Raw genomic sequence first — 12769 nt, 5'->3', positions numbered from 1 at the left:
TTTCTGATCTCCAGATTCCGTCTCGCAATGTTCAGATATTTGCGACAAGGCCGTACGGTACAATCCGGCGGCCTTTATTTTTAACGAATTGTCACTTATCTAGAATCATTATTTTGAAGACAGTTAGCTGGAAAGCGGCGGTTCATGAGCATTCCTCAGCCTGATATGCGCGAAAACACGAACTCCTCTCGTGGAGGAGAGCCGATATTCAATATACCGGGTGTTGTGCTGGCATTGATGGCCATTTGCGCCGGCGTTTATATTTATCAGAACTACATTATCAGCGAGCAGCAGAACTATGCCTTCATGCTGAATTTCGCGCTGATTCCGGCGCGGTTCTCATTGGCGGGTGGTTTCACTGATCCGGCAGCCCTGTTCACGCTCATCAGTTACTCGTTTATGCATGGCGGTTTGGCGCATATCGCGGTCAATATGATCTGGTTTGCGGCTTTCGGTTCTCCGCTTGCGGGTCGTATTGGCACCGGACGAATGATTATCTTCTGGGTTCTCACATCGGTCGTTGCCGGACTGACACATTACGCGATCTATCCTGAGAGCGTGACGCCACTTGTCGGGGCTTCGGGTGCTATTTCGGGCATGATGGGTGCTGCTGCGCGTTATGGCTTTCGCCGAGTAGGGCATGGACGCAAATCTGAATTTGCAGGGCCCGTTTTGCCGATTGGTCTTACATTGACGTTGAAGCCTGTGCTGACATTCGTTGGCGTTTGGTTCTTAATCAATATTGTGACGGGCCTTTATTCGACGGGCGGCGCGGACCTCTCGGGAATCGCATGGGAAGCGCATATTGGTGGATTTGTTGCGGGCTTTTTCGGTATTGCCTTGCTGGATAAGCCACGCAATTACGATGCCGTGATCCGGCGCAGAGGTTAACTCTCCCTATTTCGCACGCTTGCAAAGCGGCGCATCAAAGCGCACCATTATAGGAACACAGCTGGAGGAGCTGCGTTAGAATCATGGGACATGTTCCCTTGATAGATTGCTGAACCTTGGGAGGGACTTTGGCATGACTGTTAGATCGATTCTTGAAACCAAGGGCAGGGAAGTCGTTATCATCAAGCCGGATGATACGCTTGCACACGCCATTGCCATTCTTGCCCAATATAAAATCGGCGCAATTGTTGCCTGCGACGCCGAAGGCCATATCAAAGGCATTCTTTCTGAGCGTGACGTTGTTCGTGCAATGGCGACGATGGATGTGGAAATATGGAAGCGGCCGGTTTCGGACTTCATGACGGCACAAGTGCAGGTATGCCGCGAGCATCACACCATCAATCAGGTGATGGAAATTATGACGCATAACCGTTTCCGCCATATGCCGGTTGAAGAAAACGGCAAGCTTGCGGGAATCATTTCAATCGGTGACGTCGTGAAGCGGCGCATTGAGGATGTCGAGCAAGAAGCGGAAGATATTCGTAGCTATATTGCAACCGCGTAAATCTTTATCTGGAGCGTGAAAAACGCTCCAGATATTAAATTAAGCCGATTCGTCAGGCTGAGCGACGGGCGCGCAAATAGCGCTCGGCGGCATAGAGCGAAATTGCAGCGGCGTTGGAGACGTTCAGCGATTTGATTTCACCGGGCATGTCGAGACGTGCCAGTGCGGTGACTGTTTCGCGGGTCTTTTGGCGAAGGCCTTTGCCTTCTGCGCCGAGGACGAGCGCAACGCGATCACTGTTGAGCGTCGTTTCCATTTCATTTGCTCCTTCAGAATCAAGACCAATGGTCATGAAGCCAAGGGAATGAAGCTCTTCGATTGCATCTGCGAGATTACGCACTTCGATATGCGGGATAATTTCCAGTGCACCGGAGGCCGCTTTCGCCAAAACACCGCTTTCTTGCGGGCTGTGTCGGCTTGTCGTGATGATCGCGCCTGCGCCAAATGCCACAGCAGAACGAATGATCGCGCCAACATTGTGCGGATCAGTGACCTGATCAAGCACCAGAAGCAGTGGGCTGTCTTTCAGTTCCGAGAGCTTTTTATGACGAAGCGGTTCCGCTTCGATCATAACGCCCTGATGCACGGCATCAGAACCTGTTTCCTTGTCGATTTCTTTTGGTTCGACGATTTCAACAGGGAAGGGCAGGTTTTCAGCTTCGCCAATTTCGAGGCGAGCGAAGCCATTGCGTGTGGCGCGCATACGCAAAATCTTACGCGCGGGATTCTCTACTGCTGCACGTACGGTATGCAGGCCGTAAAGACGGACTGTACCATCGCTCACGCGACCAGCAGGGATTGGTGCGCGTTGCGGTCTGTGCGGCGCTTTGCCTTCAGACGATGCTTTCTGGTCGCGATGTTCGCGACGCAGGCGTGCATAGTGAGAATCTTTTGGGGTGTGGGAAGAGTTTTTATCGTTCATGAGGCGCTTATATCCTGTCCACAACAGGGAAGATAGCATGTGCGATTTTATTTAAGACAAGAAATAACTGGCCGCTATAGCCGTCAAATCCCGGTTTCACGCGGTTCTGGGGCGTCTCGCATCTGTTGATATGTGCAAGCTGTGGAAAGTTCTGCATTCTTTTCACTTTTACCCTGTTGACAGGAGCGACGCATATCGGCATAAGCCCCCTCGCAGAACGACGGTACGGCCCAAACGGGCAGCCAGACATTCTGCACAAAATGCCTAGTTACTCGACTCTGCTGATAGTGATATTAGGAGGAATGCCCGAGCGGTTAAAGGGGACGGACTGTAAATCCGTTGGCTAAGCCTACGTTGGTTCAAATCCAACTTCCTCCACCACTGTCGGATTAGAGTTTAGAGTATGCGGGTATAGCTCAATGGTAGAGCAGCAGCCTTCCAAGCTGAATACACGGGTTCGATTCCCGTTACCCGCTCCAGTTTTTGTGAGCGGATAGGCGTAAGGTATCATCGACGGGCGGTTCGCCGTTCCGTTTTGGCATAAATGTCGGCGCGAATGTCTTTCAGGCTTTTGTGCGGGCGCTCGAGCGGTTCTAGAACAAAGAGAACAACGGCGATGGCAAAAAGCAAGTTTGAACGTAATAAACCACACGTAAACATCGGCACCATTGGTCACGTCGACCATGGCAAGACCTCGCTGACCGCAGCGATCACCAAGTTCTTTGGTGAATTCAAGGCATACGACCAGATCGATGCTGCGCCAGAAGAACGCGCTCGTGGTATCACCATTTCGACGGCACACGTTGAATATGAAACCCCTGCACGTCACTACGCACACGTCGACTGCCCAGGCCACGCTGACTATGTTAAGAACATGATCACCGGTGCTGCTCAGATGGACGGCGCGATCCTCGTTGTTTCGGCAGCTGACGGCCCAATGCCACAGACCCGTGAGCACATCCTGCTCGCTCGTCAGGTTGGCGTTCCTGCGATCGTTGTGTTCCTGAACAAGTGCGATCAGGTTGACGATGCTGAACTTCTCGAACTCGTAGAACTCGAAGTTCGTGAACTTCTCTCGAAGTACGACTTCCCGGGCGACGAAGTGCCAATCATCAAGGGTTCGGCTCTTGCTGCTCTTGAAGATTCTTCGAAGGAACTCGGCGAAGACGCAATCCGCAATCTGATGGCTGCTGTTGACGATTATATCCCAACTCCAGAACGTCCGATTGACCAGCCATTCCTGATGCCAATCGAAGACGTGTTCTCGATCTCGGGTCGTGGTACTGTCGTTACCGGTCGTGTAGAGCGCGGTATTGTTAAGGTTGGCGAAGAAGTCGAAATCGTCGGCATCAAGGCAACTGGCAAGACGACTGTTACCGGCGTTGAAATGTTCCGCAAGCTGCTCGATCAGGGCCAGGCTGGCGACAACATCGGCGCACTGGTTCGCGGCGTTGGTCGTGAAGACGTTGAGCGTGGTCAGGTTCTCTGCAAGCCAGGTTCGGTTAAGCCACACACCAAGTTCAAGGCAGAAGCATACATTCTGACCAAGGACGAAGGTGGCCGTCATACACCATTCTTCACCAACTACCGTCCACAGTTCTACTTCCGTACAACTGACGTTACCGGTGTTGTTACCCTGCCAGAAGGCGTGGAAATGGTTATGCCAGGCGACAACGTAACTGTTGACGTAACGCTGATCGTACCGATTGCGATGGAAGACAAGCTTCGCTTCGCTATCCGTGAAGGTGGCCGTACCGTTGGTGCAGGCATCGTCGCTTCGATCATCGAGTAAAGAATTTGACTGGCGGTTATGCCGCCAGTCTGGCACACTCAGTGCCAAATAGGGGTATAGCTCAGTTGGTAGAGCGACGGTCTCCAAAACCGTAGGCCGCGGGTTCGAGCCCTGCTGCCCCTGCCATTTTAAAACGAGTACTCATGGCTTGACTATGAGTACTCGTTTTTTGTATTTTGACGTAGCGTTTTCGCTGACTGATCTGATGAGCGCTTTTATCAAGAGCTGCTAAGTCAGATATCGATAACTCTCCGCCGGTGTTATGGTCGGGCAGGAGAGGTCGCTGCGGTACGATTGAATGGTACTGCAAGCGATGTTCGTAAGGGTCGGATTTCCGATAAGCCTGTATGGTATTCTTTTAACTATTGGGCTTGTTTTTTTTGGGAATCGATTCTATGTAACGTCAACAGACACGCGGTGCGTGGGGCTGAATCTTCAGCTTTGCGTACCGTATACGCGTGGGTTCCTGTTTTTGATTCGTTTTTTCGCTTCAAGAGTAGTGGTTCACCAAGCAAATAGAGTGACAGATGGCATCTAAGACGAATCCGATCACCTTTTTCCAGCAGGTTCGCGCCGAAACGGCGAAAGTGACCTGGCCGACACGGCGTGAAACGATCATCTCCACGATCATGGTTGTGGTTATGGCATTTTTGGCTGCTACGTTCTTTTTTCTTGCCGATCAGCTTATGGCCTATGGCGTAGAACTTATTCTTGGCCTTGGCCGCTAAGCAGGATTGGGGAGTTTTGAGATGACAGCGCGCTGGTACATCGTTCACGCCTATTCCAACTTCGAAAAGAAGGTGGCTGACGACATTCAAGCTAAAGCTGCTCAAAAGGGCCTTTCCGGTCTTATCGAGCAGATCGTCGTGCCGACCGAGAAGGTTGTTGAGGTTCGCCGCGGCCGTAAGGTTGATGCAGAGCGCAAATTCTTCCCGGGCTACGTTCTGGTTCAGGCGACGCTGACTGATGCTGTGTTTTCGCTGATTAAGAATACGCCGCGCGTTACTGGTTTCCTAGGTGATTCAAAGCCGGTTCCTGTTTCGCAGAAGGAAGTCGATCTGATCTTGAATCAGGTTCAGGATGGTGCAGAGCGTCCTAAGACCTCGATCACCTTCGAGATTGGCGAAAATGTTCGCGTTTCCGATGGTCCGTTTGCTTCGTTTAACGGTATCGTTCAGGAAGTTGACGAAGAGCGTGCGCGCCTCAAGGTTGAAGTTTCCATCTTCGGGCGTGCGACGCCTGTGGATCTTGAATACAGTCAGGTCGATAAGGTCTGATTGTTGCCCGAAAGGGTTTCCGTCGTAAGTGACGGAAAATGGTGGGAGGATAGGTGGCTTAGCCGGTTGCCGATTTCGCACCACCGAACTGCCAGTCAGTTTAACTGACGTCAGTCGAGAGCCGGATTTCCGGCATTAATCGAGAACGCTGGGTTTCCAGCATTTATATGAAGGCAGAATGCAATGGCTAAGAAAATTGCAGGCCAGTTGAAGCTGCAGGTTGCAGCGGCTTCGGCCACACCATCGCCTCCGATTGGCCCAGCTTTGGGTCAGCGCGGCATCAACATCATGGAATTCTGTAAGGCATTTAACGCTGCCACACAGGAAATGGAAAAAGGTTCGCCTGTTCCAGTCGTGATTACATATTACCAGGACAAGTCTTTCACTTTTGTGATGAAGACGCCTCCTGTGTCTTATTTCCTTAAGAAGGCTGCGAACCTCAAGTCCGGTTCGAAGGCTCCTGGCAAGGAAAAGGCCGGCACGATTGCGCGCGACAAGGTTCGCGAAATCGCTTTGGCTAAGATGAAAGATCTGAACGCATCTGACGTTGAAGCAGCTATGCGTATGATCGAAGGTTCTGCCCGTTCGATGGGCCTGGAAGTGGTGGGCTAAGACGATGGCAAAGATTTCCAAGCGTGTAGCTAAGATCCGCGAAGGCGTTGACGTCAACAAGCTTTACGACCTGTCCGATGCAATCGGCATGGTTAAGGAACGCGCTGTTGCAAAGTTCGACGAAACCATCGAAATCGCAATGAACCTCGGCGTTGACCCACGTCATGCTGATCAGATGGTTCGTGGCGTTGTTAACCTTCCAAACGGCACAGGCCGTACCGTTCGCGTTGCAGTTTTTGCACGTGGCGATAAGGCTGAAGAAGCTAAGAAGGCTGGCGCTGATATCGTTGGTGCAGAAGACCTGTTTGAAATCGTCAATGGCGGCAAGATCGAATTCGATCGCTGCATTGCGACACCAGACATGATGCCACTCGTTGGTCGTCTTGGTAAGGTTCTCGGCCCACGCGGCATGATGCCAAACCCTAAGGTTGGTACTGTGACTGTTGACGTTGCAGCTGCTGTTACCGCTTCTAAGGGCGGCGCAGTTGAGTTCCGCGTTGAAAAGGCTGGTATCATCCATGCTGGCATCGGCAAGGTTTCCTTCGACAATCAGAAGCTCGAAGAAAACATCAAAGCTTTTGCTGACGCAGTTCTCAAGGCGAAGCCATCGGCTGCTAAGGGTGAATACCTGAAGCGCGTCTCGATTTCATCGAGCATGGGCGTTGGCGTTAAGGTCGATCCATCGACTGTTAAGGTCGTCGCATAATTTTTGGGCTCCGGTTTGCCGGAGCCTATGCCTCTCCTGAGGGGAGGTTGGTCGCACTACCGGACTGTGCAAGCAGTCGAATGTGAACAAATTCCGGATCGCAAGATCCGGATAGCCGGACGAAAGTCCGGTTATCCTGTCCGAGATTGCAGGCGGATGGTCATCTTCGGGTGATTGTCCTTAAACATACGGCCTGCATGAGACGTGGAATAACCCTGTTTCGCACGAAAGTGCATGCGAGGTTTGAACCGTAGTTGCCTTTGAGTGTAGTCCGCTTTGCGGGTGAAGCTGAAGGGGACAGGATCCTCGAACGTCAGATGAGCCGCAAGGCAAGTCTGGCAAAGGCAACCCGGCAGGGCCAAACTGGTCCTGTCTACTGGAGAGACACAGTGGATAGAGCGGAAAAGCGCGAATTTGTCGCGTGGCTGAACGGCGCTTTCAAAGAGTCCGGTTCGGTCGTCGTGGCCCACTATACCGGTCTCACCGTTGCGCAGATGAGCGATCTTCGTTCCAAGATGCGTGACGCTGGTGGCACCGTTAAAGTCGCGAAAAACCGCCTTGCCAAAATCGCTCTTCAGGGCACGGAATCGGAAGGCATCGCAGACCTATTCGTAGGTCAGACGGTCGTTGCATATGCAGACGACCCGATTGCTGCACCGAAAGTAGCCGTCGAGTTCGCTAAGATTAACGACAAGCTCGTTATTCTTGGTGGTTCAATGGGCGCAACAACACTTAACGCCGAAGGCGTAAAGTCGCTTGCTTCGCTCCCATCGCTCGACGAACTGCGCGCAAAGCTGGTTGGAATGATCCAAACCCCAGCTCAGCGTCTTGCAGTACTTACCAGCGCTCCAGCGGGCCAGATCGCTCGCGTTATTGGTGCGCACGCCCGGAAGAACGAGGCGGCTTAAGGCCGTTTCTCATTACAAACAGTTCAAACCTTAAACTAAGGAAATACCAAAATGGCTGATCTCGCAAAGATCGTTGAAGACCTTTCGGCTCTGACAGTTCTCGAAGCTGCTGAGCTTTCGAAGCTTCTCGAAGAAAAGTGGGGCGTTTCGGCTGCTGCTCCTGTAGCTGCTGCTGCTGCTGCTGGTGCTCCAGCTGCTGCTGTTGAAGAAAAGACTGAATTCGACGTAGTTCTCGTTGAAGGCGGCGCTAACAAGATCAACGTGATCAAGGAAGTTCGCGCAATCACAGGTCTCGGCCTGAAGGAAGCTAAGGACCTCGTTGAAGCAGCTCCTAAGGCTGTTAAAGAAGCAGCGTCCAAGGACGAAGCTGAAAAGATCAAGGCACAGCTCGAAGCAGCTGGCGCTAAGGTTGAACTTAAGTAAGTTCTTTATTCTGGCGGACGGAAACGTCCGCCAGTTTAATCCTTATTAAACTCTGGGCTTGCATCTGGAGTAAATGCATGAAAAGAAACGAAAAGCGCGGAAATAGGTTCTCTTTATGCAAATCATAGTCAGAGCGATTTTAGTTACTACGTTCTGATCTTTTTAAACCCTTTTTCTGATGGCCTTGAAGGGGCTTTCAGGAAACGGGTTTTAGCCTGTTAGAGCGCCGGGTGTTTCGAACGACACGCCAAGGCCGCTCTAAAAAGAAGATTGCGTATGTCCTTTCTTCAAATCTGTCGGATTTGAAAGAGGTATGCGTTAAGAGGACCGCCGAAAGGCGGCGCACGATAAAGGCCGCAAGGCGTGAGCAAGCCGCAAGGCTATAGAACGAGGAGCGACGATGGCTCAGACCCATTCTTTCAATGGTCGCAAGCGCGTACGCAAATTTTTCGGTAAGATTCCCGAGGTCGCGGAAATGCCTAACCTCATTGAGGTTCAGAAGGCATCCTACGACCAGTTTCTCATGGTTGAGGAACCAGCTGGTGGGCGTTCTGACGAGGGTTTGCAGGCCGTTTTCAAGTCTGTTTTCCCTATTCAGGATTTCTCCGGCTCTTCAATGCTCGAATTCGTTCGCTACGAATTCGATGCACCAAAATTCGACGTTGACGAATGCCGTCAGCGCGATTTGACGTATTCGGCACCTCTCAAGGTGACGCTGCGTCTGATCGTGTTCGATATTGATGAAGATACCGGCGCGAAGTCCATCAAGGACATCAAGGAGCAGGACGTTTACATGGGCGATATGCCGCTCATGACAGACAACGGCACCTTCATCGTCAATGGTACCGAACGTGTTATCGTTTCGCAGATGCACCGTTCGCCAGGCGTGTTCTTTGATCACGACAAGGGTAAGACGCATTCCTCGGGCAAGCTTCTGTTTGCTGCTCGCGTTATTCCTTATCGCGGTTCGTGGCTTGACATCGAATTCGATGCCAAGGACGTAGTCTATGCGCGTATCGATCGTCGCCGTAAGCTTCCAGCTACGACGCTTCTGATGGCGCTTGGCATGGACGGCGAAGAAATTCTGTCGACGTTCTATAACACTGTCACCTATTCGCGTGACGGTGATAACTGGCGCATTCCTTATTCGGCAGAGCGTTTCAAGGGCATGAAGATCATTTCTGATCTGATTGACGCTGAAACAGGTGAAGTCGTTCTTGAAGGCGGTAAGAAGCTGACTGCTCGCTCGGCGAAGCAGCTTGCTGAAAAGGGCCTGAAGTTCATCAAGGCAACTGAAGACGATCTCTTCGGTGCGTATCTTGCTGAAGATACCGTCAATTACGCAACGGGTGAGATTTATCTCGAAGCCGGTGATGAAATTGATGAGAAGGTTCTTAAGACGCTTCTCGATACAGGTGCGAACGAGATCAACGTTCTCGATATCGATCATATCAATATCGGTGCGTATATCCGTAACACTCTGTCGGTCGATAAGAACGAAAGCCGTCAGGAAGCACTGTTCGACATCTACCGCGTTATGCGTCCAGGTGAGCCGCCGACAATGGATTCGGCTGAGAACATGTTCAACTCGCTGTTCTTTGATTCGGAACGCTACGACCTCTCCGCTGTTGGTCGCGTGAAGATGAACATGCGTCTTGATCTCGATGCAGAAGACACCGTGCGCGTTCTGCGCAAGGAAGACATTCTTGCAGTCGTCAAGATGCTGGTTGAACTGCGTGATGGTCGCGGCGAAATCGACGATATCGATAACCTCGGTAACCGTCGTGTGCGTTCGGTCGGCGAGCTGATGGAAAATCAGTATCGCGTCGGTCTTCTGCGTATGGAACGTGCGATCAAGGAACGTATGTCCTCGATCGAAATCGACACGGTCATGCCGCAGGATCTGATCAACGCGAAGCCTGCTGCTGCGGCTGTACGTGAATTCTTCGGCTCCTCGCAGCTGTCGCAGTTCATGGATCAGACCAACCCGCTTTCGGAAATCACCCACAAGCGCCGTCTTTCGGCTCTTGGACCTGGTGGTTTGACCCGTGAGCGCGCTGGCTTCGAAGTCCGCGACGTGCATCCAACGCATTATGGCCGTATCTGCCCGATTGAAACGCCGGAAGGCCCGAATATTGGTCTGATCAACTCGCTCGCAACCTTTGCTCGCGTCAACAAGTACGGCTTCATCGAAAGCCCGTACCGTAAAGTTGTCGACGGCAAGGTAACGCTCGATGTCGTCTATCTTTCGGCCATGGAAGAAGCAAAGCACTCGGTTGCTCAGGCAAACGTAGAGCTGGATGCAAATGGCAGCTTTGTTGACGAATTCGTCATCTGCCGTCATGCAGGCGAAGTGATGATGACCCCGCGTGAAAACGTGGATCTGATGGACGTTTCGCCAAAGCAGCTCGTTTCGGTTGCTGCAGCGCTTATTCCGTTCCTTGAAAACGACGATGCGAACCGCGCTCTTATGGGCTCGAACATGCAGCGTCAGGCTGTTCCACTCGTTCGTGCTGAAGCACCGTTCGTCGGAACAGGTATGGAAGCAGTTGTTGCGCGTGACTCCGGTGCTGCTATTGCCGCTCGTCGCGGTGGTATCGTCGATCAGGTTGACGCAACGCGTATCGTTATTCGCGCTACTGAAGACCTCGATCCATCGAAGTCTGGCGTTGATATCTATCGTCTGCAGAAGTTCCAGCGTTCGAACCAGTCGACCTGTATCAACCAGCGTCCGCTTGTACGCGTTGGTGATCCAATCGGTAAGGGCGACATCATTGCTGATGGTCCGTCAACCGATCTCGGTGATCTGGCTCTAGGCCGTAACGTGCTCGTCGCGTTTATGCCTTGGAATGGCTACAACTACGAAGATTCGATCCTTCTCTCTGAGAAGATCGTTTCGGAAGACGTCTTCACTTCGATCCACATCGAAGAATTCGAAGTTGCTGCTCGCGATACGAAGCTTGGACCTGAGGAAATCACCCGCGATATTCCGAATGTTTCGGAAGAAGCGCTGAAGAACCTTGACGAAGCTGGTATTGTTTACATTGGTGCGGAAGTGCATCCTGGCGACATTCTTGTCGGCAAGATTACACCGAAGGGCGAAAGCCCAATGACGCCAGAAGAAAAGCTTCTGCGCGCCATCTTCGGTGAAAAGGCTTCTGACGTTCGTGACACCTCGATGCGTATGCCTCCGGGAACATACGGTACAATCGTTGAAGTTCGCGTATTCAACCGCCACGGCGTTGAAAAAGACGAACGTGCAATGGCGATTGAGCGCGAAGAGATCGAACGTCTTGCGAAGGACCGCGACGACGAACAGGCTATTCTCGACCGTAACGTTTACGGCCGTCTCGTTGATATGATCGACGGTAAGGTTGCAGCTGCAGGCCCTAAGGGCTTCAAAAAAGGCTCGACTATTACTCGTGATGTGATCACCGAGTATCCACGTTCGCAGTGGTGGCAGTTCGCTGTCGAAGACGAAAAGCATCAGGGCGAACTCGAAGCTCTGCGTGGCCAGTACGACGAATCCAAGAAGCTGCTCGAAGCGCGCTTCATGGATAAGGTCGAAAAGGTACAGCGCGGCGACGAGATGCCTCCAGGCGTCATGAAGATGGTTAAGGTCTTTGTTGCTGTGAAGCGCAAGATCCAGCCAGGCGACAAGATGGCTGGCCGTCACGGCAACAAGGGTGTGGTTTCCCGCATTCTGCCTGTCGAAGACATGCCGTTCCTCGAAGACGGTACGCATGCTGATATCGTGTTGAACCCGCTTGGTGTTCCAAGCCGTATGAATGTGGGCCAGATTCTGGAAACACATCTTGGCTGGGCATGCGCAGGCATGGGTAAGAAGATCGGTGAGCTGATCGACGTTTATCGCAAGACGGCAAATATTCAGCCGCTGCGCGATACTCTGGAGCACATTTATCCGGACAACGACCGCAACGAGCCTGTCCGTTCGTATGATGACGATTCCGTCCTCATGCTGGCAAATCAGGTGAAGCGCGGCGTATCGATCGCAACGCCGGTATTCGACGGTGCGGTTGAAGCTGACATCAATGCGATGTTGACAGATGCAGGTCTTGCGACCTCGGGTCAGTCGACACTGTATGATGGACGTACGGGTGAGCCGTTCGACCGTCAGGTGACCATGGGCTACATTTACATGCTCAAGCTTCACCACTTGGTCGACGACAAGATCCACGCTCGTTCGATCGGACCTTACTCGCTTGTTACCCAGCAGCCGCTTGGTGGTAAGGCGCAGTTCGGTGGTCAGCGCTTCGGGGAAATGGAAGTCTGGGCTCTGGAAGCATACGGTGCGGCTTACACGCTGCAGGAAATGCTTACAGTCAAGTCGGATGACGTTGCAGGCCGTACCAAGGTCTACGAAGCCATCGTTCGTGGCGACGATACGTTTGAAGCCGGTATTCCGGAAAGCTTCAACGTTCTTGTCAAGGAAATGCGCTCGCTCGGCCTCAATGTCGAGCTGGACGATACACGCGACGAGCAGGCCGCACTTCCGGACGCGGCGGAATAAAAGCATTAAGGCGCGCCATGGTTTAGCCGTGGCGCGCCCGTAAAGTCTTTTCCGGCAGGCAGTTTATGCCGCTTACGGAGAATGCTGATACGAAATGTAAATTTCGAAACTGCGTAATACCGCGAATTCTTTTCAAGATGAC

The 12769-nt window shown here is 52.3% G+C and carries 11 protein-coding genes and 3 tRNA genes; 13 read left to right on the top strand and 1 reads right to left on the bottom strand.

Annotated elements, in window-relative coordinates; genetic code table 11:
* The first annotated feature begins 144 nt into the window (after window positions 1–144).
* On the top strand, window positions 145–891 hold the full coding sequence (locus ACOZHT_RS12620) for a rhomboid family intramembrane serine protease (RefSeq protein WP_339513831.1): 747 nt from the start codon (window positions 145–147) through the stop codon (window positions 889–891).
* Between the two features lie 133 nt (window positions 892–1024).
* Complete coding sequence (locus ACOZHT_RS12615; protein WP_339513833.1) at window positions 1025–1456, top strand: CBS domain-containing protein; 432 nt, start codon at window positions 1025–1027, stop codon at window positions 1454–1456.
* A gap of 52 nt (window positions 1457–1508) precedes the next feature.
* Here the strand turns inward: ACOZHT_RS12615 and rlmB are convergent, their stop codons facing one another.
* Window positions 1509–2378, bottom strand: a complete 870-nt coding sequence (gene rlmB / locus ACOZHT_RS12610; RefSeq protein ID WP_339513834.1) for a 23S rRNA (guanosine(2251)-2'-O)-methyltransferase RlmB — start codon at window positions 2376–2378, stop codon at window positions 1509–1511.
* Window positions 2379–2674: 296 nt separating this feature from the next.
* Between rlmB and ACOZHT_RS12605 the strand changes: the two genes are divergently transcribed.
* From ACOZHT_RS12605 to rpoB, 11 genes are all read left to right on the top strand, one after another.
* A tRNA-Tyr gene (locus ACOZHT_RS12605) sits at window positions 2675–2759 on the top strand.
* A 24-nt stretch (window positions 2760–2783) separates the two neighbouring features.
* Window positions 2784–2857, top strand: a tRNA-Gly gene (locus ACOZHT_RS12600).
* Window positions 2858–2994: 137 nt separating this feature from the next.
* Window positions 2995–4170, top strand: a complete 1176-nt coding sequence (gene tuf, locus ACOZHT_RS12595) for an elongation factor Tu (RefSeq protein WP_421565801.1) — start codon at window positions 2995–2997, stop codon at window positions 4168–4170.
* 50 nt (window positions 4171–4220) lie between these two features.
* A tRNA-Trp gene (locus ACOZHT_RS12590) sits at window positions 4221–4296 on the top strand.
* 401 nt (window positions 4297–4697) lie between these two features.
* On the top strand, window positions 4698–4898 hold the full coding sequence (secE, locus tag ACOZHT_RS12585; RefSeq protein ID WP_250044717.1) for a preprotein translocase subunit SecE: 201 nt from the start codon (window positions 4698–4700) through the stop codon (window positions 4896–4898).
* A 21-nt stretch (window positions 4899–4919) separates the two neighbouring features.
* Complete coding sequence (gene nusG / locus ACOZHT_RS12580) at window positions 4920–5447, top strand: transcription termination/antitermination protein NusG (RefSeq protein WP_339515222.1); 528 nt, start codon at window positions 4920–4922, stop codon at window positions 5445–5447.
* 183 nt (window positions 5448–5630) lie between these two features.
* Window positions 5631–6059 (top strand): 50S ribosomal protein L11, encoded by a 429-nt coding sequence (rplK, locus tag ACOZHT_RS12575; RefSeq protein ID WP_250044719.1) that lies wholly within the window; start codon window positions 5631–5633, stop codon window positions 6057–6059.
* Window positions 6060–6063: 4 nt separating this feature from the next.
* Entirely contained in the window at window positions 6064–6765 is a 702-nt protein-coding gene (gene rplA / locus ACOZHT_RS12570) for a 50S ribosomal protein L1 (protein ID WP_339515224.1), read from the top strand.
* A gap of 389 nt (window positions 6766–7154) precedes the next feature.
* Complete coding sequence (gene rplJ / locus ACOZHT_RS12565; RefSeq protein ID WP_339515237.1) at window positions 7155–7673, top strand: 50S ribosomal protein L10; 519 nt, start codon at window positions 7155–7157, stop codon at window positions 7671–7673.
* Between the two features lie 51 nt (window positions 7674–7724).
* Window positions 7725–8096 (top strand): 50S ribosomal protein L7/L12, encoded by a 372-nt coding sequence (gene rplL, locus ACOZHT_RS12560; RefSeq protein ID WP_339515226.1) that lies wholly within the window; start codon window positions 7725–7727, stop codon window positions 8094–8096.
* A gap of 400 nt (window positions 8097–8496) precedes the next feature.
* The gene (gene rpoB, locus ACOZHT_RS12555) at window positions 8497–12627 is read left to right on the top strand and encodes a DNA-directed RNA polymerase subunit beta (RefSeq protein WP_339515228.1); all 4131 of its coding nucleotides are present in this window, start codon (window positions 8497–8499) and stop codon (window positions 12625–12627) included.
* Window positions 12628–12769 lie beyond the last annotated feature (142 nt).

This window comes from Ochrobactrum sp. EDr1-4, assembly GCF_049199085.1.
Lineage (GTDB): Bacteria > Pseudomonadota > Alphaproteobacteria > Rhizobiales > Rhizobiaceae > Brucella.
Note: the sequence above shows the minus strand (reverse complement) of the source record. Positions and strands in the feature narration are given on the sequence as shown.